Origin of the sequence: Salinivibrio sp. ES.052, assembly GCF_900141775.1 — a bacterium.
Lineage (GTDB): Bacteria > Pseudomonadota > Gammaproteobacteria > Enterobacterales > Vibrionaceae > Salinivibrio.
Genome location: NZ_FSRI01000001.1, coordinates 1,893,741 through 1,919,613, shown reverse-complemented (window position 1 = coordinate 1,919,613; position 25,873 = coordinate 1,893,741). Strand labels below are relative to the sequence as shown.

At 49.1% G+C, this 25,873-nt stretch carries 25 protein-coding genes and 4 tRNA genes; 14 read left to right on the top strand and 15 right to left on the bottom strand.

Going from position 1 to position 25,873, the window contains the following annotated elements:
• Nucleotide 1 precedes the first annotated feature (1 nt).
• From BUQ98_RS08930 to BUQ98_RS08890, 9 genes are read left to right on the top strand one after another with little or no spacing between them, the layout of a single operon-like run.
• A complete protein-coding gene (locus tag BUQ98_RS08930; RefSeq protein ID WP_254813898.1) occupies nt 2-499 on the top strand; it encodes a chemotaxis protein CheW in 498 nt (165 codons plus the stop codon).
• 9 nt (nt 500-508) lie between these two features.
• On the top strand, nt 509-979 hold the full coding sequence (locus BUQ98_RS08925) for a chemotaxis protein CheW (protein WP_074213428.1): 471 nt from the start codon (nt 509-511) through the stop codon (nt 977-979).
• 3 nt (nt 980-982) lie between these two features.
• Nucleotides 983-3,376, top strand: a complete 2,394-nt coding sequence (locus BUQ98_RS17245) for a methyl-accepting chemotaxis protein (protein WP_074213427.1) — start codon at nt 983-985, stop codon at nt 3,374-3,376.
• Between the two features lie 2 nt (nt 3,377-3,378).
• Entirely contained in the window at nt 3,379-4,227 is an 849-nt protein-coding gene (locus tag BUQ98_RS08915) for a CheR family methyltransferase (RefSeq protein WP_254813897.1), read from the top strand.
• Nucleotide 4,228: 1 nt separating this feature from the next.
• Nucleotides 4,229-4,879 carry a chemotaxis protein CheD gene (locus tag BUQ98_RS08910; protein ID WP_074213425.1) on the top strand — a complete coding sequence of 217 codons (651 nt, stop codon included), beginning with the start codon at nt 4,229-4,231 and terminating at the stop codon, nt 4,877-4,879.
• Nucleotides 4,879-5,934 carry a protein-glutamate methylesterase/protein-glutamine glutaminase gene (locus BUQ98_RS08905; protein ID WP_074213424.1) on the top strand — a complete coding sequence of 352 codons (1,056 nt, stop codon included), beginning with the start codon at nt 4,879-4,881 and terminating at the stop codon, nt 5,932-5,934. The genes BUQ98_RS08910 and BUQ98_RS08905 overlap by 1 nt, the downstream gene beginning before the upstream one ends.
• The gene (locus BUQ98_RS08900; RefSeq protein WP_074213423.1) at nt 5,918-7,075 is read left to right on the top strand and encodes a methyl-accepting chemotaxis protein; all 1,158 of its coding nucleotides are present in this window, start codon (nt 5,918-5,920) and stop codon (nt 7,073-7,075) included. Before BUQ98_RS08905 ends, BUQ98_RS08900 begins: the two co-directional genes overlap by 17 nt.
• Nucleotides 7,076-7,084: 9 nt before the next feature.
• Nucleotides 7,085-7,384, top strand: a complete 300-nt coding sequence (locus BUQ98_RS08895) for an STAS domain-containing protein (RefSeq protein WP_074213422.1) — start codon at nt 7,085-7,087, stop codon at nt 7,382-7,384.
• Nucleotides 7,385-7,402: 18 nt separating this feature from the next.
• Nucleotides 7,403-9,091, top strand: a complete 1,689-nt coding sequence (locus BUQ98_RS08890; protein ID WP_074213421.1) for a SpoIIE family protein phosphatase — start codon at nt 7,403-7,405, stop codon at nt 9,089-9,091.
• 198 nt (nt 9,092-9,289) lie between these two features.
• Here BUQ98_RS08890 and BUQ98_RS08885 read toward each other — a convergent pair.
• From BUQ98_RS08885 to mutY, 7 genes are all read right to left on the bottom strand, one after another.
• A tRNA-Asn gene (locus BUQ98_RS08885) sits at nt 9,290-9,365 on the bottom strand.
• A gap of 4 nt (nt 9,366-9,369) precedes the next feature.
• A tRNA-Phe gene (locus BUQ98_RS08880) sits at nt 9,370-9,445 on the bottom strand.
• 2 nt (nt 9,446-9,447) lie between these two features.
• Nucleotides 9,448-9,523 (bottom strand) — tRNA-Thr (locus BUQ98_RS08875).
• A gap of 45 nt (nt 9,524-9,568) precedes the next feature.
• Nucleotides 9,569-9,644: transfer RNA gene (locus BUQ98_RS08870), tRNA-Phe, on the bottom strand.
• Nucleotides 9,645-9,783: 139 nt separating this feature from the next.
• Nucleotides 9,784-10,923 (bottom strand): membrane-bound lytic murein transglycosylase MltC, encoded by a 1,140-nt coding sequence (mltC, locus tag BUQ98_RS08865; RefSeq protein ID WP_139294672.1) that lies wholly within the window; start codon nt 10,921-10,923, stop codon nt 9,784-9,786.
• A gap of 100 nt (nt 10,924-11,023) precedes the next feature.
• Nucleotides 11,024-11,296: an oxidative damage protection protein gene (locus BUQ98_RS08860; protein WP_074213420.1), complete on the bottom strand. Its 273-nt coding sequence runs from the start codon at nt 11,294-11,296 to the stop codon at nt 11,024-11,026.
• A complete protein-coding gene (mutY, locus tag BUQ98_RS08855; protein ID WP_074213419.1) occupies nt 11,293-12,381 on the bottom strand; it encodes an A/G-specific adenine glycosylase in 1,089 nt (362 codons plus the stop codon). Before mutY ends, BUQ98_RS08860 begins: the two co-directional genes overlap by 4 nt.
• A gap of 202 nt (nt 12,382-12,583) precedes the next feature.
• On the opposite strand from mutY, the gene trmB reads away from it, so the two are divergent.
• Together trmB and glsB are read left to right on the top strand one after the other, a co-directional pair.
• The gene (trmB, locus tag BUQ98_RS08850) at nt 12,584-13,300 is read left to right on the top strand and encodes a tRNA (guanosine(46)-N7)-methyltransferase TrmB (RefSeq protein WP_074213418.1); all 717 of its coding nucleotides are present in this window, start codon (nt 12,584-12,586) and stop codon (nt 13,298-13,300) included.
• An 88-nt stretch (nt 13,301-13,388) separates the two neighbouring features.
• The gene (glsB, locus tag BUQ98_RS08845; protein ID WP_074213417.1) at nt 13,389-14,309 is read left to right on the top strand and encodes a glutaminase B; all 921 of its coding nucleotides are present in this window, start codon (nt 13,389-13,391) and stop codon (nt 14,307-14,309) included.
• 118 nt (nt 14,310-14,427) lie between these two features.
• On the opposite strand, the gene hemL is transcribed toward glsB, so the two are convergent.
• Complete coding sequence (hemL, locus tag BUQ98_RS08840; RefSeq protein WP_074213416.1) at nt 14,428-15,723, bottom strand: glutamate-1-semialdehyde 2,1-aminomutase; 1,296 nt, start codon at nt 15,721-15,723, stop codon at nt 14,428-14,430.
• A 214-nt stretch (nt 15,724-15,937) separates the two neighbouring features.
• Here hemL and erpA point away from each other — a divergent pair, with 214 nt between their 5' ends.
• On the top strand, nt 15,938-16,279 hold the full coding sequence (gene erpA, locus BUQ98_RS08835; protein WP_025674139.1) for an iron-sulfur cluster insertion protein ErpA: 342 nt from the start codon (nt 15,938-15,940) through the stop codon (nt 16,277-16,279).
• An 89-nt stretch (nt 16,280-16,368) separates the two neighbouring features.
• Here erpA and BUQ98_RS08830 read toward each other — a convergent pair whose 3' ends face one another.
• Entirely contained in the window at nt 16,369-17,691 is a 1,323-nt protein-coding gene (locus BUQ98_RS08830; protein ID WP_074213415.1) for a peptidoglycan DD-metalloendopeptidase family protein, read from the bottom strand.
• A gap of 244 nt (nt 17,692-17,935) precedes the next feature.
• Between BUQ98_RS08830 and tyrS the strand changes: the two genes are divergently transcribed.
• Both tyrS and BUQ98_RS16800 read left to right on the top strand, forming a co-directional pair.
• A complete protein-coding gene (gene tyrS / locus BUQ98_RS08825; protein WP_074213414.1) occupies nt 17,936-19,123 on the top strand; it encodes a tyrosine--tRNA ligase in 1,188 nt (395 codons plus the stop codon).
• A 107-nt stretch (nt 19,124-19,230) separates the two neighbouring features.
• Nucleotides 19,231-20,459 (top strand): IS3 family transposase gene (locus BUQ98_RS16800; protein ID WP_139294610.1). Its coding sequence is split into 2 segments (ribosomal slippage): nt 19,231-19,582 and nt 19,582-20,459, totalling 1,230 coding nucleotides; the frame shifts between segments, so codons are not numbered across the junction.
• 41 nt (nt 20,460-20,500) lie between these two features.
• Here the strand turns inward: BUQ98_RS16800 and BUQ98_RS08810 are convergent.
• From BUQ98_RS08810 to BUQ98_RS08785, 6 genes are all read right to left on the bottom strand, one after another.
• A complete protein-coding gene (locus tag BUQ98_RS08810; protein ID WP_074213413.1) occupies nt 20,501-21,064 on the bottom strand; it encodes a flavodoxin family protein in 564 nt (187 codons plus the stop codon).
• Nucleotides 21,065-21,170: 106 nt separating this feature from the next.
• The gene (locus BUQ98_RS08805) at nt 21,171-21,782 is read right to left on the bottom strand and encodes a TRIC cation channel family protein (protein WP_074213638.1); all 612 of its coding nucleotides are present in this window, start codon (nt 21,780-21,782) and stop codon (nt 21,171-21,173) included.
• 20 nt (nt 21,783-21,802) lie between these two features.
• Nucleotides 21,803-22,657 carry a vitamin B12 ABC transporter substrate-binding protein BtuF gene (gene btuF / locus BUQ98_RS08800; RefSeq protein ID WP_074213412.1) on the bottom strand — a complete coding sequence of 285 codons (855 nt, stop codon included), beginning with the start codon at nt 22,655-22,657 and terminating at the stop codon, nt 21,803-21,805.
• Between the two features lie 12 nt (nt 22,658-22,669).
• Nucleotides 22,670-23,620 carry a cobalamin biosynthesis protein gene (locus BUQ98_RS08795; protein WP_175566300.1) on the bottom strand — a complete coding sequence of 317 codons (951 nt, stop codon included), beginning with the start codon at nt 23,618-23,620 and terminating at the stop codon, nt 22,670-22,672.
• Between the two features lie 29 nt (nt 23,621-23,649).
• A complete protein-coding gene (mtnN, locus tag BUQ98_RS08790) occupies nt 23,650-24,345 on the bottom strand; it encodes a 5'-methylthioadenosine/S-adenosylhomocysteine nucleosidase (protein ID WP_074213410.1) in 696 nt (231 codons plus the stop codon).
• 110 nt (nt 24,346-24,455) lie between these two features.
• Nucleotides 24,456-25,868, bottom strand: coding sequence for an FAD-dependent oxidoreductase (locus BUQ98_RS08785; RefSeq protein WP_074213409.1), 1,413 nt, complete (start codon nt 25,866-25,868; stop codon nt 24,456-24,458).
• Nucleotides 25,869-25,873 lie beyond the last annotated feature (5 nt).

Sequence of the window (25,873 nt, the reverse complement as noted above, 5' to 3'; positions counted from 1 at the left end):
TATGCAGACAGTGATGGAACCCGATGAGGTGCTCGATATTGACGATCGTGTAGATCGGTTACAAGGCAGTGACTATTTGAGCTTTGAATTGGATGGCGAACTATATGGGGTGGATATCCAAACGGTTGAAGAAATCCGTGTTTGGGAAAAGCCCACTCTACTGCCTCGTTCACCTGCGTTTATTTTAGGGGTTATCAACCTTCGCGGCATGATCGTCCCTGTCATGGATTTACGCCTCCGCTTTGATACTCAGCAAGTGGATTATCATCGCGAAACGGTGGTGTTGGTACTACGTGCGAGTGAAGCGGCTAACCATAAAATCATGGGAGTGGTGGTCGATGCGGTTTCCGATGTGGTGGATCACGGGGAAGGGCAAATCATGCCACCGATTGGGGATTCACAGGTCATTGCTTACGTGAGTGGATTGCTCAATGTCGGAGAGCGCGTGATGTCATTAGTCAATGTTGATGAGTTACTGCGTATCGAACGGTGGATATAGGTGAAGAGCATGGGGCAATCACGAGAATACTTAAGCTTTCTCCTCGAGGATGAGGAATACGGTATACACATTCTCGATGTAAAAGAGGTGAGAGGGTGGTCTGAAGTGCGTCGTATACCAAACTCTTTGCCGCAAATGCTAGGGGTCCTAGAACTACGAGGTGAATACATCCCGATCATGGATATTCGCCAGTGCTTCGGTATGCCCCCCGCAACGTTGACCGCAATGAGTGTGATTATCATCGTGCGTAATCATCGAGGCGTATCTTTGGGAATTGTGGTCGATGCGGTGGCCGAAGTACATAACCTGGAAACAAGACAAATCAAAGCGCCACCGGGATTACACCGACGAGAAGAGTGGTACATGGAAGGCATTGCGTCAGTGAATGATAGACATATGGTGTTGATTAATCTGGAACAGTTGTTCGACTTTGATCATTTACAGCAAAGCGCACAACCCGAAAGCGCAAACGAGGACTAAAATATGGCTTGGTTTAAAAGGGAAGTAACGAAAGACAACCAACAGACCCAGCAGAATGTGCAATTATTAGCGGCACTCAATGTCGCGCCTGCTGCCCTGGTTATGCTCGATAGCCAGCAGACAATTACCTTGGTTAATCGGCGTGCGCTGCAGCTTTTGCAGTGTTATCAAACGGCGATTCGAGAACACGGGAATGTCGAGTTTTCAGCGCAAAGTGACGTGCTGTTTGGTCAACCGATGAGTGCGGTGTTACCGGCGGATCTTGTGGACTATCAAAAATGGCTGCAGTTGGTCGATGAGAAGCCGTCTGTGCAAACGATCGAACTGGGGGCCGGGAAGCTGCGCGTTTCCGCCAGTAAAATAGGCGAAGGACAAGGGTATAGCATTGAACTGTGTGATGTGACGGCCCGTGCGCACCAAAATGAAGAACATCAACGGTTAAAAGGGGCGCTTGATAATACCCATAGTGCCTTTGTGTTGCTCGGGCTTCATGGTGAAATCACTCATGTCAACGAGCAAGCGGTAAAGCTGTGCAAGCAGCATGAGAAAACCTTCCGGACTAAAAACAGTGCGTTTGTAGCAAATCGCGATGACATTCTGGGCAAGCACATTGATTACCTCTTTCCACAACTTCAAAACGACACATTCCTTTCGGCTGACAACATGCCGATTAATCGCGATATTCGATTTAAAGGTGCGCGTTTTGAATTCCATGCCACTGCCAGTTATGACCGGCAGGGTAAACATGCTGGTACGGCGATTGAGTGGCGGGATGTGACCGAACGACGGAGCAAAGAGTCGGAGCGTTCATTGCTCGCAGCGGTTGTTGAAGGGATGACGACCAATGTCATGCTGGCGGATAAAGACGGCATCATCCGCTACCTCAACCCAGCCGTAATCGAACTATTTAATAGCCGTGAAGATGAAATGCGCGAGATATTTCCCGGCTTCTCTGCCAATAAGTTGGTGGGCACCAGTATTGACCAATTCCATAAAAACCCGGCGCATCAGCAATCGGTTATTGCGAATCCAGACCGTATGCCATTTAGGGCAGAAATTACCGTCGGTGAATTGGAATTCTCACTTAACTGTATAGCGCTCTATGACGACGATGATGAATACATTGGCCCCGCATTGCAGTGGGAAGATATTACCGAGCAAATGGATGGTCAGCGCCAGGTTGAGAGGTTAATCGCTAAAGCCGCCAACGGTAATTTAAGCGATCGGATGGAAACCAGTAAATACCGTGGTTCAATGGCTAAGTTAGGGAAAGGCATTAACCAGTTACTCGATAGCTTTATGGATCCGCTCAATGAATGTATCCGTGTCATGCGTGGTGTGTCTAAAGGGGATTTAAAAACCAATATGCCTGAGGATTACAAAGGTGACTTTGAAGATCTCAGTCAAGCAGTGAATGCCTCTATCAATAATGTGCGCAACATGGTTGAGAAGATAACGCATTCGTCTGCGCGGGTGGCATCGGCATCAGCAGAAATTGCCGAAGGGAACAACGATCTTAGTGAGCGTACCGAGGAACAAGCCGCTAATTTGCAAGAAACGGCTGCCAGTATGGAAGAAATGACAGCGACCGTGAAGCAAAATGCGGAGAGTGCTGCATCGGCGAATAGCTTGTCGTCGAAAGCGAGTGAAAAGGCACGAAAAGGTGGCGATGTTGTTAAGGAAACCGTTGAAGCGATGTCGGAAATCAACGATGCGAGTAAAAAAATAGCCGATATCATTGGAGTGATTGATGAAATAGCCTTCCAAACCAACCTTCTCGCCTTGAATGCGGCTGTTGAAGCAGCGCGAGCGGGCGAACAAGGAAGAGGTTTTGCTGTGGTTGCCGGCGAAGTGCGAAATCTCGCTCAACGTAGTGCTGGAGCAGCCAAAGAAATCAAAGACTTGATCAAAGATAGCGTCGAAAAAGTGACACAAGGTTCGAAGTTGGTCGATGAATCAGGTGACATGCTGGAAGAGATCGTTGCATCGGTGTCTGAAGTCTCTCAATTGATTGATAAGATCAATGCGGCAAGCCAAGAGCAAGCGACGGGGATTGATGAAATCACTCGTTCAGTGGCAAGAATGGACCAAATGACCCAGCAAAACGCCGCTCTGGTAGAAGAGGCTGCTGCATCGAGTCAATCGATGCGTGAAGAAGGCGCCGAGTTAATCAATCTGATTGGCTTCTTCCAAGTGGATATAGATGCCGAAAAGCTAGCAAATATCCAGCCTTCCAGTGTTAAGCATAAACATACACCCACGCACTCTGCCACGTTAAGCACCAAGGGACAGACTGACCTTTACCGTAATGGCGATGCGTCGTCAACGCGTTTAAAAGCAGTGAATACTAGGAAGTCTTCCGGCTCTGAATTGAGTGATGAGTGGGAGGAATTTTAAGGGTGAGTACACCAGTTAGCGCTTCCTCTACGAGTACCTACGACTTTAGCTCACGTCACTTCAAATATGTGCAGCAATTTATGTCTGATGAGACGGGGATTTTTCTCGCAGATAAGAAGAAAAGCATGGTGTATGGACGTTTGGTTCGTTGCTTGCGCCGCACTGGTATGGCGAACTTTGATGACTATTTCGCGATGGTGGAGCGAAGCATGGATGAACGTGTGGCGTTTATCAATGCGTTAACGACCAATAAAACGCAGTTCTTTCGCGAACGTCATCATTTTGAATTTTTAGCGCATCAGTTGATCCCCCAGTGGCAACAAGCAAAGAAAAAGCGTATCCGGATTTGGTCGGCCGGTTGTTCGACGGGTGAGGAACCTTACACCATCGCTGCGGTGCTTTCAGGGCATGGGATGCTAAATGGAGGACAACTTGATGTGCAAATATTGGCGACTGATCTCGATACGCAAGTGCTGAACACCGCAAATAATGGAACTTATAGTCTTGAGGTGGCACATACGATCCCTAAAGCCTATTTAAAAGAGGGTTTTTTAAAAGGGAAAGGCGTGAAGCAAGACTTGTTTAAAGCGAAGCAAACATTACGTGATGCCATTAGCTTTAAACAGTTAAACCTTAAGGGAGATTGGCCTCACAAGCAGACAATGGACGCGATCTTCTGTCGTAATGTGATGATTTACTTTGAGCGTGACACACAGCAATGGCTGATAGAGCGTTTTTGGCATCAACTGACACCTGGGGGCGTTTTGTTCATTGGCCATTCCGAGGGGATCGGAAAAATGGCAGATAAATTTGAAAACTTGGGCCATACCATGTACCGAAAACGGGAGTGATATGCATCAAGCATTGGAGTTACATCACCATGCGCAAGAGAAAACACTGAAACGTTTTTTCAGTCCTGAGCATGGTAAGCATATGGTGAAGTTAAAGCCGGGAGATGTTTATGTGAGTTCGGACGATGAGCTCATTGCAACGGGGCTTGGCTCATGTATTGCTGCCTGTATTTGGGATCCTTTATCTCGCGTGGGGGGGATGAATCATTTTATGTTGCCGCTTAAAAATGAAGATGGGCAACAACCGTGGAGTCCCGAGCAATATTTATCTCTTGCTGCCCGTTATGGAAATTATGCGATGGAAATATTAATTAATTCCTTGCTTCAACAGGGCGCGATTAAAAATCGTTTGCGTGTCAAACTTTTTGGTGGAGGGAATATTATGGGGCAAAATATTGCGATCGGTAGCAAGAATATTGACTTTGTTCGCCAGTATGTTGCCAATGAACAACTACCTCTTATCTCAGAAGACTTAGGACAGAGCTTCCCTCGTCGCGTTTTATTTGAGCCACGGACAGGCAAAGCTTGGGTGAAGAAAATTCAATCACTCAGTCAACAAGAGCTGGTGGCGGAAGAAACACAATATAATCAGCGCTTACTGCAAGAATCTTTCAGCAGTGGCGAAGATGACCAAGATGTGGAGCTATTTTAATGAGTCAATACCGCTATAAGGTGTTGATAGTGGATGATTCTCCCCTCTACCGCACCCTAATTAGAGAATGTCTAGAGAGTGACTCATCGCTAGAAGTGGTGGGCGCGGCCTCTGATCCTTATGAAGCACGCGAAAAAATCAAAAAACTGAACCCAGATGTCCTCACTTTGGATGTGGAAATGCCCAAAATGAATGGTATTCAGTTTCTAAAAAACCTGATGCGTTTACGGCCTATGCCAGTGATTATGGTGTCAACACTGACTCAACACGGGGCGGATGCCACATTATCGGCATTGGAGCTTGGTGCGGTGGATTATGTACCTAAACCCTCCGTCAATATCGCAACGGCAATGACTCAAGAACGCGATGAACTAGTCAGTAAAGTCAAAGCGGCTGCGCAAGCCAATGTGGGACAAACGATATGGAGTAAGCAACCTAACGTCACACTTAATCGGCACCATTACAACCGTCAGGGGATCAATATTATCGCGATTGGTGCATCGACAGGCGGGACGGAAGCCTTGCGGGGTGTGCTTGAGCGTCTGCCTGAACATATGCCTCCGATTGTAGTGACTCAACATATTAAAGCTGCATTTTGTGGGCCTTTTGCCAAACGGCTGGATCGAGCTTGTCGTTTACATGTTGAAGAAGTCACCGTCGATCGTATGCCTTTAATTAAGGGGCATGTTTACGTTGCCCCCGGCGATAAACATTTAACGGTTATCAATCGACAGGGACACCTTTATTGCCAACTGTCCGGCAGTGATCCGGTTGAGCGGCATCGTCCATCGGTCGATGTGATGTTTTCTTCTATCGCGGAGTCGGTCGGCGAAAAATCTATTGGTGTGATCCTAACCGGCATGGGCAGAGATGGTGCGAATGGTTTATTACAAATGTATCAGCAAGGCGCGCTCACGGCGGCTCAAGATCAGGCGAGCTCAGTGGTATGGGGGATGCCTCGAGTTGCGATTGAGCTGGGTGGTGTGAGTCAAACACTGTGTTTATCTGAGGTTGCGAATTTTCTAGTGGAGGCCATTTATGGAAAGTCATCGTAATGCGCTTATTTGGTCACCGATACTTGTGGTACTAGGCGTTGGCGGCTTTGCACTTTGGTCAATGACCTGGCAGGCCGGAGTGTTAGCGGTGTTGGTTATGGCACTCATGGTTCTGCAGCTTATCCTGCTTCGCCAACAAACCTCTCTCCCTGAACAAGATAATGAGATGGTGAAAAAGGGGGCACCGGAACAAATACTGCGGCGAATCCATCATATCCTCTCGATTGAACTTGTGCCGATCCGAGAGCAATTGGCACGCCAGCGTGAGGTCATTGATAATTCGGTAGAAAGCCTCAATAGCAGCTTTTTTACCATGCAAAGTGCTTGTCGCGACCAAGTCAATACAGCCACTAAGATGGCGAATGAATTACTCCATAATGATGAAAGTGAGTACAGTTTGGCGAAAGTATTGCCTGCCACCGAGAAAGCGATTGATAGTTATATCGATATCATGGTGAAGGTGAGCGATAAAAGTGTGTCATCCATTTATACCATTGAAGATATGTCGAGTAAGCTCAACGAGGTCTTTAAGCTATTAGATGATGTTCAGGCGATGTCTGATCAAACCAACTTATTGGCACTGAATGCAGCAATAGAAGCAGCACGAGCTGGGGAAAATGGGCGTAGCTTTGCGGTGGTTGCACAAGAAGTTCGATCGTTAGCAATCAAAGCGACAGATCTGAATACTGAAATTCATAAACACATCAACTTAGCTCAGGAAAGTGTTGATAAAACCAAGGATACTGTTGGTGAAATCGCCTCACTCGATATGACGGAGTCAATTCGTTCGAAGGATTATATTGATTCTTTGCTTGAGGGGGTGAAAGAGGTGAATGAGGAAGTCGGAAAAGAAATTGAGCGTGTATCCACACTGGGTGAACATGTTCAAAGAGAAATTAATTCCTGTATCAAAAACCTGCAGTTCGCAGACATTATTTCGCAACAAGGCGGGCACATACTCGATAATCTACACATATTAGAGGAGTTAAATGCGTTAATTGTCGAAACAATGTCAGAAGATAATATTGATTGGCACACATTGAATAATCAGATTAATGACATTGAACAAAAAGCAGGGTCGGCCGCACGTGCGCCTGCCAAACAACAATCTATTGATGAAGGCGATATCGAACTTTTTTGAGGATTATGTATGAGGATTAAACGTGAAATGACGCCTGGAGGAAAGCAGGCCGTTTTGAAAATTAAAGGGGAGTTTAACTTCGCTTTAGTTCAGGAAATGCGAGAGGCTTATGTCGATCTTAATAATGAAGACATAGTGGTTGATTTACGTGAAGCAACTTATATGGATAGCGCAGGGCTTGGTATTCTTCTTAATATGCAAGATTACTTAAAAAAATCCGATGGGGAAATAAGGCTTATTAATTGTCCAGATGCGATCAAGCATGTTCTCTTTATCGCTAAATTTGAAAAAAAGTTTCGTATTGAGTGAACATATGGGTGAGCGCTTATGAACGTGTTAGTGGTCGATGACGAGCCAGCTTTGTTGCACTACATCGCCGCAGCGTTAAAGGACGAAGCGGACAATATTATCCTGGCAATGGATGGGTGTGAAGCATTGAGTATGTTAGAAAAAGTAGATCCAGGGATGTTTCCTGATTTAATTATCTCTGACGTCAATATGCCTAAAATAAATGGTTTTGAGATGGCCGCTGAGATACGAGGGCGGCACCCACAAACGCTTCTACCGATTGTTTTTCTCACTGGAGTTGATGAGCAGAATACCCTTACCAAGTGCCTTGAGTTCGGTGACGATTTTCTCAATAAACCAGTCGATATCGCAGCACTTATCGCCAAAATTCGCACCCATTTTCGCCATATTCGTTTATTTCGAGAAGTGAGTCATCAACGAGACCAACTCAAGCAGTTCCAGGAAACAACGGTATACGAACACGCGATGGCCAGTCAGATCTTTGAGCGCTTGATGTCTTTTAATGTTGATGGTGTCCCTGGTATTAACGCCTTCTCGGGGGCATTCAGTCTCTTTAATGGCGATGTAACCATGGTCCTACATCGTCCACTAGGGGGGCTGTATATCATGATTGCGGATGCGACGGGGCATGGTCTCCCTGCGGCGATAAGCACGATTCCTGCTGTGAAAACCTTTATTGCAACGGCTCGTCGTGGTTTACCTGTCGGTGATATCGCCATTGAAATAAATGAGCATATTCGTAGCTTTATGCCGGTCGGTACGCTGCTTGCGAGTGTCTTGCTTGAAGTGATGCCTGACGGCTTAAGCGTTAACTTTTGGAGTGGCGGATTGCCGGATGCATATTGTTTGGACCAGTACGGACAGGTGCTTACCGCTTATCAGGGGCGTCATATGGCTCTAGGCGCGCAAGGACGAGGTCAATTTGATGCTACCATCACTCGGTTGCAATTAAAGCCGGGTCAACGCTTATTCTTTGCCACTGATGGGGTGATAGAAGCGCGTAATCATACAGGCAAGCAGTTGGGGGAAGTCGGGCTTATTCGTACCTTGAGTGGCTGCCAAGGAAGCCTGATCGCGCAAACTCAGCGTACGCTGACTGCTTTTGCGGGGGAAGCTGGGGTGACGGACGATGTGTCTATGCTCGAACTGGCCTTTCCCATCGAGTGTCCTCAACGTCAGGATGAGGAAGACGTCTTACAGCCATACTCGATTGTACCCTCCACCGCGCAGATCACGTTTGATACGCATTTATTAAAAGAGGCCGATCTAATCACGGACTTGCGTGGACGTGTCAAAGGTATTGTTGGTGAGAGCACGGATTTAGATCTCATTTGCACTGTTGCCTCTGAACTTATCACCAATGCATTAGACTACGGCATTTTAGGTATGCAGGCGGTAGAAAAAAACGATGTGGATGGTCTGTTTCATTATTTTATTCAGCGTCAAGAAAGACTCTCAGCGTTGAGTGATGAGCATTACATATTGCTCGAGTTGGCCTATCAACCCGCAGAAAACTATTTCATGATGGGGTTAACCCATAGCGGTAACGGCTTTGATTTTGAGCATCAGTTACATAAAAAAAACCATGATGCGGATAGTTTGTCTGGACGTGGGATAACCTTGGTGCGCTCAATCTGTGACAAGGTGACCTATAGTGATGAGGGGAGACGGGTAGACGTGGTTTTTAAATTGAGAAGGGGTCGGTAACGGAGTGATAGAACTGAATCACGAGGATCGCTTGTAAGGGGCTATTTGGTTAGAACAAAAAAACGCCAACCTTTCGGCTAGCGTTTTCTTTATGTGGCTCCCCCAACTGGACTCAACGGGGGCGCCTAGCCCAGTGACATATTTGGCGATAGCCAAACAAAAAAAAACGCCAACCTTTCGGCTAGCGTTTTCTTTATGTGGCTCCCCCAACTGGACTCGAACCAGTGACATACGGATTAACAGTCCGCCGTTCTACCAACTGAACTATGGGGGAATAATGGTGCCTCGAGGCGGAATCGAACCACCGACACGGGGATTTTCAATCCCCTGCTCTACCAACTGAGCTATCGAGGCAATGGTGCCGGCTGCCGGAGTCGAACTGGCGACCTACTGATTACAAGTCAGTTGCTCTACCAACTGAGCTAAGCCGGCACACAAATCGCGAAATACTGTGTGTCACACCATTATTTCATTATATGGTGCCCGGAGGCGGAATCGAACCACCGACACGGGGATTTTCAATCCCCTGCTCTACCGACTGAGCTATCCGGGCTAACGGGGCGCTATTAAACGGATTTTCGGTCTCACCGTCAACTGTTTTTTTGAAAAAAGTCTGGATATCGCATTGTTTGGATAAAAAGGCAGCGAAGTGCGATAAAAACACGCAAAAAACCGATAACAAACGCGGTTCACTAGGGCAGTTTAACGAACTCTTTTTGATAACGGGTTACCTTTTGTAAATAGCGCCGCGACTCCGAAGAGGGGTGGCGATGAGTGAGTGCCCAAAATACCTGGTTAGGTCTTAGCTTATTTAAATCCTGCATGGCTCGGCGACGATCTCGGTCAAACGTGCGCAGTACATTCCCCGTGCCACCGTTATAGGCAGAGATCATGCTGTAGTGCAGAGAGAGTGGGTCTCGCACCGCCTTTAAATAGCGATTTTTCAATATGTAAAAATAGGCGGTGCCTGTATCGATATTTTTTTCTGGGTCAAAAAGGTATTTCGGAGAGGGTTGCCCGCCACGTTTCTTGACCAGTTTAAATACGTCACGTCCGGCCGTTTTCGGCACCACTTGCATCAAGCCATACGCATTGGCCCAGCTGACGGCATACGGGTTAAAGCTGCTCTCTGTTTTAATGATGGCGTAAATGAGTTTTTCAGAGATACCGTAACGCTCAGAGGCTCGGCGGACAATATCGGCATACTGGTAGCTTCGTTGGGCAGCATGATCGTTTACCATGGGGATAGTGACAAAATACATGTTTTGAAAGCGTACTTTTTTCTTTTTCAAACGCTGGTCAATCAGGTAATTGGCAAAGCGGTTAGCACGCCATTCCCAGGTGATAGCTTTACCCTCGTGATCAACCACTTGTCCTTCGAGAAACGGGCGCCCTGTCAGGGGGACCTTGGCGGCAGAGTAAAGATCCACAGAGGCAGGATCTCGGGGGGTTAATAGGGTGGTGACAATGGCTTGTCTGAGGTGATCTTTCGGATCGTCAGTGGCCACGGTTTCTACTTGGATCACGCCGCGCTCAAAGTCGATACGCGCGCGACTTTTGTAGTTATCGGTGTATTTGACGTAATCGCGTTTACCAGAGACAAAGACTTGATCTTCGCCCCAGCGTACTTCTATTTTGCCCGTAAATTGGCTGATAAGCTGGTTTAGCGCGTCGATGTCTTTTTCAAACTGCCCAGGGATCGGTGCCAGATTTTGAGCGAAGCGGTTGGTGGTTTGGTAGTCCACCCCCACATACTTTTCTACGCTCTCTCGGCTACAGCCGACGAGCAATGCGCTACAGCAGCACACTAACAAACAGAGTTTTCGTGTCATCTTTGATTGCATTTGGATAAAAAACACCCGCACTGAGCTTAACACAATGCGGGTGCGTTGCTGTGGTCAAGCCGCCTAGGTGTGGGCGACACCGCGTAATTTACGCTTCGGGCGGTACATATCCATCGATTTGCACGTCTTTTCCCTCAAACAAAAAGTTGACCATTTCTTGTTCAATGACTTTACGGTGCTCAGGATCCATCATATTGAGCTTCTTTTCATTGATCAGCATGGTTTGCTTCTTTTGCCATTCCGCCCAGGCTTCTTTGCAAATATTGTCATAAATACGCTTACCCAGCTCACCAGGGTAGAGTTGAAAATCAAGGCCATCAGCTTCTTTTTGAAGGCGTTGGCAAAATACGGTACGGCTCATAATCTAGGCTCCTTGTCATCGCCGGTTAGAGATTGTTGGCGCTCATGTTCAAGCAAGGTTAACAGCTTTTTCACTGGGGCCGCTAATCCTACCTTTGCAGGTTGTGATAAGTTATACCAAAGCCCTTGGTTGGCTTCCATGATGAATGGTGGTCGCTCAGCAACAGCGACTTTAATCGGCACAATGTCTAGGTGGAAATGGCTAAAGGTATGCCGGAAGGCGGTTAACACTTCGGTATGTACCGGTTTCATTCCTTGAAGCTTCTCGGCAATGTCCGCCTCTGCCTGGTTCTCATTCGCTTCAGGTAAACACCATAATCCGCCCCATAAGCCACTAGGCGGGCGTTGTTCTAACCAAATTTCATCTTGATATTGGATCAGTAGAAAGCTGGTTTGTTTGACGGGTAAGGTCTTTTTCGGTTTCTTGCCAGGAAAATCGAGCTGGCGGCTTTGTGCTCGCGCGTCGCATCGCTCAGCGATTGGGCACAACTCACACTTGGGTTTACTGCGTGTGCACACCATAGCGCCCATATCCATCATGGCCTGATTGTATTTGTCCGTATTCGTTGTGGGCGTCAGTGTTTCAGCAATTTCCCATAACGTGTTTTCTACCGGTTTTTTCCCCGGCCAGCCTTCAACCGCAAAGCAACGTGCGAGGGTGCGTTTGACGTTGCCGTCTAAAATAGGGTGAGGCTGATTGAGTGATAAAGATAGTACCGCACCGGCTGTCGACCGTCCTACACCGGGGAGGGCCATCACCGCGTCTAGCGTGGTAGGGAATTCCCCATCATGGTCGTTGGCAATCACTTGTGCGGCCTTGTGAAGGTTACGTGCTCGGGCGTAATATCCTAGGCCTGTCCATAGGTGAAGTACTTCGTCTTGCTCGGCATTGGCTAAATCAATGACGGTTGGAAAGCGCGCCATAAAGCGTTCAAAGTAAGGGATCACTGTGCTAACTTGCGTTTGCTGTAGCATGATCTCACTCAGCCATACCTTATAGGGCGTTTTGTTTTGCTGCCAAGGCAAGGTTTTACGGCCATATTGTTCATACCAATTTAAGATGGCGTCGGAAAAAGATTGACTCACTGTGCTCTCTCTTATGATTTTGCTCACACGTGCACAAAGGCAGGCCACAGGGTACACTAACGAGAGGGCGCACTAATAGGATCAGCGCGTCTAACTTGCGCAATGGTGAAAACTTTGCATAATGCGCAGTCCCGTTTAGATTTCCAACAATTGATGGCCACTTTTATCGCTATCATTCATTCTGCATCACAGGCACCCAATCATGACTGAAGTCACTAAAACCGAACTGACCGAGGATGGCAAAGTTATTCGTAAAGTACGCAGCTTTGTGCGTCGCGAAGGCCGTTTAACCAAAGGGCAAGAGCAAGCGTTGAACGAATCCTGGCCTACCATGGGCATTGACTTTGACACGGCTGTGCTTGATTGGCAGCAGGTGTTTGGTAATGATAACCCCGTGGTGTTGGAAATTGGTTTCGGCATGGGCGCGTCACTGGTCGAGATGGCAAAAAATGCCCCCGAGAAAAACTTTGTGGGTATCGAGGTGCACACGCCCGGAGTCGGTGCATGTTTGATGGCAGCACGTGATGCGGGTGTGACTAACTTACGTGTAATGTGTCACGATGCCGTTGAGGTGTTTGAGCAAATGTTGCCGAAAGCGGGCTTAGACACGGTTCAGCTATTTTTCCCTGATCCGTGGCATAAAAAGCGCCACCATAAACGCCGTATTGTGCAGCTACCGTTTGCTGAAATGGTCCGAGACAAGCTCAACGTCGGCGGTGTGTTTCATATGGCGACGGATTGGGAAAATTATGCCGAACACATGGTTGAAGTGATGGAGGCGGCGCCTCACTATCAAAATATTGCGCAAGATGGCTACTATGTTCCTCGTCCTGAAGAGCGCCCACTGACCAAGTTCGAACAGCGCGGACAGCGCCTTGGCCATGGCGTGTGGGATATTAAGTACACGCGTATTGCTTGATGCGTTATCAAGGCGCAAATTATCCTTAGTTCTAAAAGCCAACCTGAGGTTGGCTTTTTTGTCCCATGCAGTAAGAAGGATCCTGCCGGTGAAACCCAGCTCTCAGTTGTTAGCACAAATCCTTGACGATGTTCGACCCTTAATCGGTCGTGGAAAAGTGGCTGGCTATATCCCTGCTTTGGCCGATGTTCCCAATCACAAATTGGGCATTGCGGTCTGCTACAACGATGGGTCGGTGATAACCGCGGGGGATGCGGATGAAGCTTTTTCCATTCAGTCGATTTCTAAGGTGTTGAGCCTAACGCTCGCCATGCAGAGTTATCGGGCTGAAGAGATATGGACGCGAGTGGGTAAAGAGCCTTCTGGCCAGGCCTTTAACTCATTAATCCAGCTTGAAATGGAGCAGGGGATCCCACGCAATCCTTTTATTAATGCGGGGGCGCTGGTGGTGAGTGATATGCTGCATACCCGTCAGTCAGCGCCACGCCAGAGAATGCTAGAGTTTGTACGAAGCTTGGCAGAGAACCCACACCTCTGTTATGACAAGGAGGTGGCCGACTCTGAAATGCAGCACAGTGATCGCAATGCCGCGATTGCTTACTTGATGCGTGCTTTTGACAACTTTGATAATGAAGTGGTCCCCGTATTGACCAATTACTTCCATTATTGTGCATTAGAGATGAGCTGTGTCGATTTAGCCAAGGGGTTCTTCTATCTTGCGAATAAAGGGACGCCATTGTCTGACAGCACGCCAATCTTAAGCCCCACGCAAAGCAAGCAGATGAATGCACTTCTCGCCACATGTGGTTTGTATGATGGCGCTGGCGAGTTTGCCTATCGCGTCGGGATGCCAGGAAAGTCTGGCGTGGGAGGAGGCATCATTGCCATTGTACCGGGGGAAATGTCGATTGCTGTTTGGTCCCCAGAGCTTGATCCATCAGGGAACTCGTTGGCAGGCACCGCTGCTTTAGAACTGTTATCTGCTCGGATTGGGCGCTCTATTTTCTGACCCTAGGGTTCCCTCTTGATACCGGCGAATAAAAAGCCCCGCATGCACGGTTAGCGGGGCTTTGTGTTTCAGGGACAGCGTGATGTTACTGCTGTGTCCGAGTATTCGGCGCTGTTAGTTAGGCAGCATCTGCGGCAAGGGTCGCGAATGCGTTGTCTGCCGCCGCCAGTGTCGCATCAATTTCTTTTTGACCGTGAGCAAGGCAGGTAAAGCTGGCCTCAAACGCTGACGGTGCTAGATAAACGCCTTGCTCAAGCATTAAGTGGAAGAAACGCTTAAAGCGGTCGGTATCGCACTGTTGCACGTCTTTAAAGCACGTTACTGACGCTTGATCTGTAAAGAAGAAGCCAAACATGGCACCTGCTTGGTTGGTGACCAAGGCAATACCATGTTTGTCTGCCAAGGCCTTGAAGCCTTCAGCTAATTGGTTGGTGACATCGGTGAGATAATCATGATTGCCTGGTTGGCGTAATTCACTTAAACAAGCGAATCCAGCAGCCATCGCAACGGGGTTGCCCGCTAGCGTACCAGCCTGATAAACAGGGCCCATTGGCGATAAGTATTCCATGACATCGCGACGGCCACCAAACGCACCGACAGGCATCCCTCCACCAACAATCTTGCCTAAGGTAGTCAAATCTGGCTTCACCCCGTAATAGGCTTGCGCTCCCCCTAGGGCAACCCGGAAGCCTGTCATGACTTCATCAAAGATCAGTAGAGCACCAAACTCGTCACACAGTTCGCGTAGGCCTTGTAAGAAACCGGGTTGCGGTGGCACACAGTTCATATTGCCCGAAACGGGCTCGACAATGATACAAGCCACTTCATCTGGGTAAGTCTCAAACGTATGGCGGACCGAGTCGAGATCGTTATACGTGCAGGTTAAGGTATGTTTCGCAAAGTCTGCTGGCACCCCTGGCGAGTTTGGTTCGCCGAGGGTGAGTGCACCAGAGCCTGCTTTTACCAGTAAGCAGTCGCCATGGCCGTGGTAGTTTCCTTCAAATTTGATGAACTTATCTCGCTTGGTGAAGCCTCTGGCGAGACGAATGGCACTCATGGTTGCTTCGGTTCCTGAATTCACCATGCGAACCATTTCCATTGACGGTACAAGCTCAGCGACCAATTCAGACAGGGTCGTTTCGCTTTCGGTTGGCGCGCCAAAGCTGAGACCACGCTGAGCGGCATCAATGACCGCTTCACGAATAGCGGCGTGGTTGTGGCCGAGGATCATGGGGCCCCATGATCCCACATAGTCAATATAGGCTTTACCGTCGGCATCGAAGATGTACGCGCCGTCAGCACGTTCCATAAAGACAGGGTCGCCGCCGACACCGGCAAATGCACGCACGGGAGAATTCACGCCACCGGGAATGGTGCGTCGAGCTTGTTGAAAAAGTTGTGCTGATTTGGTCATGACATATCCTGTTAGGTAAGGCTTCGCCGAATATTACGCTGGCGTATTTTAACCAAAGATATGGAACGCTGGCGAGGTAGAGTATGATTTCAATGAGACAAGATTGGCAATTAATACGTACTGATCACAATTGCGATCAAGCGCGCAATACTTGAACACTTTACTCAGGTATTAGATAATCCAATACTTAGCACAAAGAGCATGTGAGGTAACAATGAGCGAAGCACCTTTGCCGTTAGAGTTTTCCGAGGCCGCGGCAACCAAGGTAAAGACGCTGATTCAGGAAGAAGAAAATCCAAACCTGAAGTTACGTGTCTACATCACCGGTGGTGGCTGTAGCGGCTTCCAATATGGTTTTACCTTTGATGAAAGCGTCAATGAAGGCGATATGGAGATCGAGAAAAGCGGTGTCATGTTGGTGGTTGACCCTATGAGCCTGCAGTATTTGATGGGTGGAAAAGTGGATTATACCGAAGGATTAGAAGGGTCACGCTTTTTCATCGATAACCCCAATGCCACCACCACGTGTGGCTGCGGTGCTTCGTTTAGTGTCTAGCCTTCTCCGCTATACGATGTAGACGCTTTCTTATCCCATGAAACCAAAACGGCGCCGATGAGCGCCGTTTTTCATGGATAGCAACCCTGTTAGCCGCCACGATTGTAATGGTTCAAACTGCCTACCGTCGCTAGCAGTTGGTTAAACTTACTCAGTTGCGCCATGCGTGATTCGGCCAAACGGACAAACGTACGTTTTTCTTTGCCTTGTAACGACTTCGCTTCTGGTAATTCGACGGTGCGCGGGTTTTTATGCACTCCGTGAACCAAGAACTCGTAATGCAAATGGGCACCCGTCACACGTCCCGTTGAGCCGAGAGTGCCAATGATATCCCCTTGTTTAACTCGCTGACCGGTTTTGACCTTGCGCTTAGTCAGGTGCAAATACTTAGTAATATACGTCGAGCTATGACGGATAAACACATAGTTACCGTTGAAACGATTGTAAGAGGCTTTCATGACCACGCCGTCACCGGCCGCTTTGATGGGGGTACCGACTGGGGCGACGTAGTCCGTTCCCCGGTGCGGTTTAACCCGTCCCGTCACCGGGTGCAAACGGCGTGGATTAAAGTTTGAACTGACATACCGGAAGTTAACCGGTGAGCGGAGAAACGCTTTCTTCATCGCTTTACCGGTCGGCGTATAGTATTTACTGTTTTTGGCCCGTACTGCAGTAAAGGTTTCGCCGCGATTCGTGAATGTCGCGGCAAGAATATTACCGCTACCAATGTGCTCACCTTCGACAAATTCCTCTTCATACAAAACTGAAAAGCTATCGCCATTGCGGATATCGAGCGCGAAATCGACATCCCAACCAAAAATCCCGGCCAGCTGCATGATCTGATTCGGGTTGAGACCGGCACCGGAAGCGGCTTGCCAAAAGCTCGATTTGATGGTGGCACGCGCAAAGTTGATCTGAGTATCAACGTGTTTGGTTTCAATTCGGGACTGATAGGTGTCATCAAGTTTATTGACTATTAAGGTTTCGTTGGTGCCACGCGGTTGAATGAGCTGAACCAATTCTCCGTCGTCATTCACACCTAATCGCACTTCATCCCCAGGGTTCAGATAGGCGAGGCTTTGTGTTCCTTCATCGGCATTGACAAGGCGATAAAGCGTGGTTGGGCTGAGGCCTGCACGATTAAAAAGCAGTGCCATGCTCTCGCCAGGCTGCACTTCATAAGTGGTCCAATGGATATTGCGGCTAAATTGAGCGGGCATCTCATCTTGTGGCGGCAATAATGAGACCGCATCGACGGGTAATGGGTAATGCTTACCGGGTTCGAAATTGGGTTGAGGACGCGGTGTATTGGCACCGTCCGGTACCAGGATTAATAAAACAACGAATGCGCTCAGAGCACCGATAATGAGTTTATGTAATTTGGGTAAGGCTGCGAGTTTATTTAACGGCATGAAGACTATGTTGAATCGCTACGAATAAAGTTATGACAGTCAGACTCCCAATCAGTTTTATTGGGGGTGATGCCCTGAAGTATTTTTGACACGGTTGACACAAAGACGACAAACATTCTTTGACGGTAGCCGCTGCGCGCACCCGGCACGTTAACGATCAGTTTAACTGGTTTCAAAAACTGTCGCTATTCGAGTAATATGTCTGTTTATCACATTTTTGCCTATTGGGTAGGAGCAAGAGACTATGGCGAGCCTTGAAGCCGCGCTAGCAGAACTAAAACGTGGCGTAGATGAAGTAATCCCGGAAGATGAGCTGGTGGCAAAGCTGAAAGAGGATCGTCCTCTTCGCATCAAGCTCGGTGCCGATCCCACCGCACCGGATATCCACCTCGGTCACACGGTGATCCTGAATAAGCTTCGAGCTTTTCAAGCGCTTGGTCATGAAGTGATCTTTTTGATTGGCGATTATACCGGCATGGTCGGCGACCCGAGCGGGAAAAACACCACTCGCCCACCACTGACGCGAGAGCAAGTGCTCGAAAACGCAGAAACCTATAAAGAGCAGGTGTTTAAAATTCTGGATCCGGCAAAAACGCGTATCGAGTTTAACTCGAAATGGCTAGGTCAGTTGGGGACTGACGGCATGATCCGTCTGGCGGCAAGCTCGACCGTGGCTCGCATGCTTGAGCGTGATGATTTTAAAAAGCGCTATACCAGCAACCAAGCGATTGCTATCCATGAGTTCATCTACCCACTGCTTCAAGGTCACGATTCGGTGGCGTTAGAAGCAGACGTTGAGCTGGGTGGCACCGATCAAAAGTTCAATTTATTGATGGGGCGTGAGCTGCAAAAGCAAGCGGGCCAAAAACCCCAAGTGGTGATGACCATGCCGCTACTAGTGGGTCTTGATGGCGTGAAGAAAATGTCCAAGTCAGCGCACAACTACATTGGTGTGAGCGAGCGCCCAGATGACATGTTCGGTAAGATTATGTCCATTTCTGACGATCTAATGTGGGATTACTACGAGCTCTTGTCATTCCGCCCGCTCGAAGACGTGGTGCAATTCAAGCAAGACGTTCAGGCGGGTAAAAACCCACGTGATATTAAGATCTTGCTGGCCAAGGAGATCATCGCGCGTTTCCACTCAGACGCTGATGCTGACGCGGCAGAGCAAACCTTTATCAACCGTTTCCAAAAAGGGGCAATGCCGGACGAAATGCCAAGCTTTACCTTCGAGCAAGGTATTGCGATTGCTAACCTGCTAAAAGAGGCTGGGCTGGTTAATTCCACCTCCGATGCACTACGTATGGTTCGCCAAGGTGCAGTGAAAATTGACGGCGAAAAAGTGGAAGACACCAAACTCGTCCCCGCCGCGGGTGAGGCTGTTTATCAAGTGGGTAAGCGCAAGTTCGCTCGGGTGACGCTAGGCTGATTGAATTGCGTTGCTTGAGTTGAGTAAAAAGCCCTCGCTGCGATGCGAGGGCTTTTTTATTTAAACTGTCCCGTCCTGAAATACGTTGACATAAAGAGGACTTCTTTATGACAACATCAAGTAATTCAAGCCGTAAGCGCACGCAACGTGATTACACCTTAGCCTTTAAATTAGGCGTTGTAGAGCGTGTTGAAAAAGGCGAAATGACGTACAAACAAGCTCAAGCCCGTTTTGGCATTCAGGGCCGCTCAACGGTACTCGTCTGGCTCAGAAAACATGGTAGACTCGATTGGTCGAAGCCATTTCAGCATCCCCTTATGCCACATTCAAAAGAAACCCCATCCGAAACTATCAAGCGCCTTGAGCGTGAGTTAGCCGAAGAGAAACTGCGTAACCAAATCCTCAATGGTATGGTCGATATCATGGACAATGAGTACGGAGCCGGCCTCAGAAAAAAGTACTTATCCGGTACATCTGGCAAGCCAAAGCCAAAAGTAAAATAAAGTTAGCGGCGGCATGTCGTGCCACAGGCATTTCTCGGCAAGGTGTCTATCAAGCCGTTGCTCGAATGGAAAGCCGAAGAGCTGAACTATCAATCATCAGAGACTGGGTCCAATACTGGCGTAAGTATATGCCGAGGTTAGGGGCGCGTAAGCTCTACGCGTTGGTAAAGCCCAAGCTAGTTGAACACGAAATTAAGCTAGGGCGAGACGGGTTTTTTAGCTATCTGAGAAGCGAAGGCTTACTGGTTAAACCCAAGAAAAGCTACACAAAAACTACGTGTAGTAAGCACTGGATGAAGAAGCATCCTAACCTGCTAAAAGAAGACGGACTGCATGATGCTGCGCATGTACTGGTCAGCGACATCACTTATGTTGAATCAGACCAAGGTGTGCACTATCTGTCACTGGTGACCGATGCCAACTCACGCAAGATAGTGGGTCATCACGTTAGCGAAGATATGAAAGTCGACAATGTAGTGAAAGCGCTGAAAATGGCCGTCAAAGATAAGCGCTATATCGGCAATGCGGTACATCACTCAGACCGAGGTTCGCAATACTGCTCAGCCGTTTATCAGAGTGCGCTACAGGAGAGTCAAATCCAGCCGTCGATGACGGATGGTTATGATTGCTACCAAAACGCGTTAGCGGAAAGAGTCAATGGCATACTGAAGCATGAGTTTTTACTGTACCGGTGTAAGACACTGACAGAGCTTAAAATACTGGTAAAAGAATCGATAGCGATATACAACGAAATGAGACCGCACCTAAGTTTAAGTATGGCAACCCCCAATCAGGTGCATAATAAAAAAGGCCAGCTACTGGAGCTGGCCTAAAAACTGTCAACCTATATTAGGACGGGACAAACAAGACAAGTTTATGTGTGCCAGACGCCTTTTAGTGCACGTACCATGTGTTGACCAAGATAAAACGCTGTTTGTAGACAGGCTTCGTTAGGTTGATCATCGTCTGGCGTGTGTGCGGTCACCCCAAGGCTTGTGCCACTTGGATTAATGTTTTCTACCCCTATATTGGCGCGACCTAGACTTAACCACAGCATGTCATGCTGGCTGGCTAAGGTTTGGAAATACTGCAGTGTCTGTGGCTGGTCACCTCCTGGGTAGGTGCCCACCGTAAAGCCAGCCGCGTACTTTCCTCGCCAGTCTTGGCGCTCCCAGGTGGGGCTAGAGGCATCGGCAAACGCCTTAAATTGGGCGCTCGGTCCACCCATGTAGGTGGGCGCACCAAAAATAATCGCATCGACGTCTTTAAGCTTTTCAAACACCTTGTCATCGACAAAGCGTCCATTTTCTATCATTTCTGGTTCAATGCGGTAAATTACCGGCTCGGCATCACCGGCATGAATGCCCTCCGCAATGGTGGTGGCTAGCGCATGCGTGTGCTCGCTCTCAGAGTGATAGATAATGGCAATGCTGATCATAGTGGCTCCTTTATCAAGGGTGTCTACTCTGACCTTAGGGTACATCGCCTAAATTTCAACCGCTGCGTATATTGTTATGGTTTGCGATTGTCGTCATCGCGTAAATTTAACGATCAAGGGCAAAAGGAGGCAGTGATAAATGCCAGCGAATGGCCGCCAGCCGGATCAATAAGGTGGTTAGCATGCCCGCAAGCGAGGCAGTGATGGTATCCGGGCTCACTTGAACGGCGAGGGTGTGAACGATGCCGCCAGCAATACAAGCAGTGGCATAGACTTCTGTTCTGAGCACCATGGGCACTTCTCGCGCCAGAACATCGCGAATAATGCCGCCGCCACAGGCAGTGATCACGCCCATGATCACCGCGACGAGTGGTGAGGCACCGTAGCTAAGGGCTTTATCGACACCAATCCCGACAAAAACCGCCAGACCAATCGCATCCGCACAAGGCAGCACATACCAAGGCAGACGTCGTGGATGACGAATCAGCAGCATGGTCGCCACACAGGTGGCTAAAATCACCCAAATATAGAGGGTGTCCGTGATCCAAAATGCGGGCGTGGCGCCCATCGCCATATCTCTGACTGTGCCACCACCAATGGCGGTTGCGCAGGCGAGGACGACGACACCAAAGGGATCCATCCGTAATCGACCCGCCACTAAAACGCCTGAAATGGCAAACACAGCCGTGCCAAACAAATCGAATACATACAAAATCATGGTTTGTGTCATGCTAGGTCCTATTGCGCGTGACGTACGTTATCAAGGGCGGTACAAATTTGTTCAGCGGCATTGAGTGCGCGAGGTGTAGCTCGGGTTAACCAGTCTGGATTCAGTGACCAAGTAAAGCGCTGTGCGTTGTCGGGCAGTAAATCGGTCATTGATTGCCAACTGCTAGGTAGCTTCTCACCGGTGTGGAACATCACCTGTGGCGCGCGCGTGATGACCTGCTCCATATTCACTTGTGGGTAGGCGGCGGGACTATCCGCAAAGATATTTTTTCCTCCACACACCGTAAACAGCTGGCTTGGCCAAGCTCGGTTACTGGCGGTCATTAACGGTGTGTCACTGAGTAGGTAAAAGTAGGGGACGGGTGAGGCGTTCTGATAGCGTGCTTTCAATTGCGCGAGCTTATTATCAAACGCCTTTGCGTTCGCTGCTGCTATGTCGGGTGTCGCGCTATAGTGGCCCAGCTCGCGAATAAATTGGCCAATATCTTCAAGCGTTTCTGGGTTGAGATAACGTACCTTAAATCCCATGGTGGCCAATGTTTCTAACGGCTTGGGTGGGTTGCCCCCGCGCCAGGCCAAGATCAAGTCAGGCTTTAAGGCGATAATCCGTTCTAACTTGACGCCGCGGTAATTGGCGACGCGTTCGAGAGACTGAGCGCGTTCAGGGTAGTCACTATAAGCACTGGCGGCGACCAGGTTTGGGCCAAGTCCCGCGGCATAAGCCAACTCGGTGGCATGAGGCGCGAGGCTAATCACTCGAAGCGAGTTGTTGGCATGGACAGGGAACATCGCTCCCCACAGCAACACGATAAGTAAAGATTCACACAAAGGGCGATACGCGGAAAGGGCACGAAAACAACGCATAAATCAGTGTCCTTAGAGGAGTAGAAACAGAGAGCTTAATGCGATCCAAATTAAAACACTGTGTTTTAATTTGGATCGCAATAATAAAAGATGGTAACAAGCAGGTGTCACCCCATAGCCAATTTTGGTTCTGAGGGTTTTGGTGCCTTGGTAGACAGCAGGGCCGCCGAGTGATAGTTGGAAACGACTTCCTGCACAGGCGAGCAGCCAACCAGGACCAGGCGTACGCCAACGGCGGCCTTGTTGCCAGCACGCTTTAAGATGGGTCCAGGGGGTGCGACCCGCGGCTAACACAATGGCAAACAGCCCCATCGGGAGTGTGTCTAGCAGGTTAAGTAAGCGGGCTGCTGCGAGTCCAAAGGGGTAATACATGAGTCGGCTTGGCGACCAGACACGGGCAAGGTGTACCAAACTGGTATAGAGCAAGGCACCCACTCCCCCGGCGATCAAATAATAAAAAATCACACAAGCCCCATGCCGCGCTGTGCCGAGGACGAGGGTCTCCGCACCCGCTTTACCGATCCCTATCAATGATAACGACTCAGTGTCTCGGTTCACACGCGTGGCCAGTAAAGCTCGGGCTGCGCCCTTGTCATGATCATCAATCGCATGCGCGAGCGCGTGCCCAAATTGATCAATAGGCCGCCAGTCCAGCGCTAACCAAAGCAAAATTGCATCGAAAAGTGGCCGTGACCAAACCAGTTCGCGAGTGGCAATAAAGAAAATGCCCAAGGTCCCACACATCAGAGCTAGGGCAAGACCGCCGGCGAGTTTGCGCTGCTGTTTTGGATCGGTGTCTTTGTTGACCTGACTGGCGAGTAAGACGCCATACTGTTGCCAGTACTGAAAAGGCGAGTGTTGGCTCGAGAGGGGTAACAGCCAATGCAGGAGTACGGCCAACCACAGCGCCCATAAGCTACCGTGGTTGGCGGCCAGCATCATCCATTGTTGCGGGTTAAGCAAAGCATCCATGAGAGTTAGAGTTTGTCGCGTTATGCGTTAATCATCGCCACCATGTTTTCGACCATTGCCGAGGAGCTTTTGGCCGCTAGTGGTAAGAATTCTTCAAATGTCATAGGTGATTCTTTTTCCGCGACCACGTCAGAGATAGCACGTACGACCACAAACGGTGTTTTGAACTGTGCGCAAACTTGAGCAATTGCCGCGGCTTCCATCTCTGCGGCAACGGCATCAGGGAAGTGAGAATAAATGTGTTGTCGATGGGCGTCGGTATGTACGAAGGTGTCTGCGGTACAAATCAGTCCACGAACAACGTGGGTATTAGGATCGACTGCTTTTTCTGCCAATTGCATTAAAACTTCATCGGATTTAAAGACCGCGGGTTGTTGTGGGACTTGGCCTATTTGATAACCAAATGCGGTTGCATCAGCATCGTGATAGCAAACCTCAGAAGACACGACCACGTCTCCTAAGTTGAGCGAGGGCTCAAAAGCACCCGCAGAACCGGTATTGATCACCCAATCTGGTTTGTACTGTGACAGTAATAAGCTCGTGCCAATCGCCGCCGAGACTTTGCCAATACCGGATTGTAGCAAAACGATATCATGGCCCTGTAAGGTGCCCGAGAAGAAGGTGCAACCGCCTTCATGGTGAGTACTCAGATTAGCCAGCTTGTCGCGCAGCAGAGTCACTTCTTGCTCCATTGCGCCAATGATGCCGATTTTCATGGTTATAATCCTGTTCGGGCGTAAATGCCGTTAGTGTACATGAGGCAATAAAAAAGTGCCTCCTTTGAGGCACTTCTGAGAGAGGGTCATCGTGTTGATGCCGGTGATGCTTAAACTTCGAGGTAATCCATGATCCCTTCTGCAGCCTTACGCCCTTCATCGATAGCGGTGACCACTAAATCGGACCCTCGTACCGCATCCCCCCCCGCAAAAATCCTTGGGTTGGTGGTTTGGTATAAGATCTCACCCTTATCAGGCGCTTGAATTCGACCACGCTCATCGAGTGCAACATCATACGGTTCTAACCATTCCATCGCGTGGGGTTGGAAGCCAAATGCCATGATCACCGCATCGGCCTCAAGCATATGTTCACTGCCTTCAATGGGCTCTGGACGACGACGGCCCGCCGCATCGGGTGCGCCGAGCTGGGTCTTCACCACCGTGACGCCACGGACATTCCCTTTATCATCCACGTCAATGCCGAGTGGTTGAAGGTTGAACATAAAGTTGACGCCTTCCTCACGAGCATTTTTGACCTCGCGACGTGATCCAGGCATGTTCTCCTCGTCACGGCGATAGGCACAAGTGACACTGGCGGCTTGTTGGCGAATCGAGGTGCGGACACAGTCCATTGCGGTATCGCCGCCACCAAGCACAACAACTCGTTTCCCTGCCATATCGATAAAGTCAGGCGCGTTTTCCAAGTCCATAACTTGATAGGTATTGGAGACCAAAAACGGCAGCGCATCAAAGACGCCGGGAGCATCTTCATTGGCGAGGCCCGCACGCATATATTTGTAGGTGCCCACGCCTAAGAAAACCGCATCGTAGTCATCAACCAAGGTTTGCATGTCAATGTCTTTACCCACTTCGGTGTTGAGGCGGAACTCCACACCCATCTCGGTGAAGACGCGTTGACGATGACGCATCACGTCTTTTTCGAGTTTGAACGATGGGATCCCAAAGGTGAGCAAACCACCGATTTCAGGATAGCGGTCGAAGACCACGGGTTTCACCCCGTTACGCACCAAAACATCCGCACAAGCAAGTCCGGCTGGCCCTGCGCCGATCACCGCCACTTTTTTATCTGTCCACTCGACATGAGACATGTCTGGCTTCCAGCCCATCTCAAACGCTTTGTCGGTAATGTATTTTTCGACATTGCCGATCGTGACTGCCCCAAAGTCATCGTTGAGGGTACAGTCGCCTTCGCAAAGGCGATCTTGCGGGCACACTCGGCCACAGACTTCGGGCAAGCTGTTGGTTTGGTGCGACAGTTCAACCGCTTCAATAATGCGCCCTTGGTTGGCTAGCTCCAGCCATTGCGGGATGTAATTGTGCACTGGGCACTTCCATTCACAGTAAGGGTTACCGCAATCAAGGCAACGATCGGCTTGTGCGGATACTTCTTTTTCTGTGAAAGGTTCGTAGATTTCGACGAACTCAATCTTACGCGTTTCAATCGCTTTTTTGCGCGGATCAATGCGCTGCACATCAATAAATTGATAGATGTTCTGGCTCATGGGTC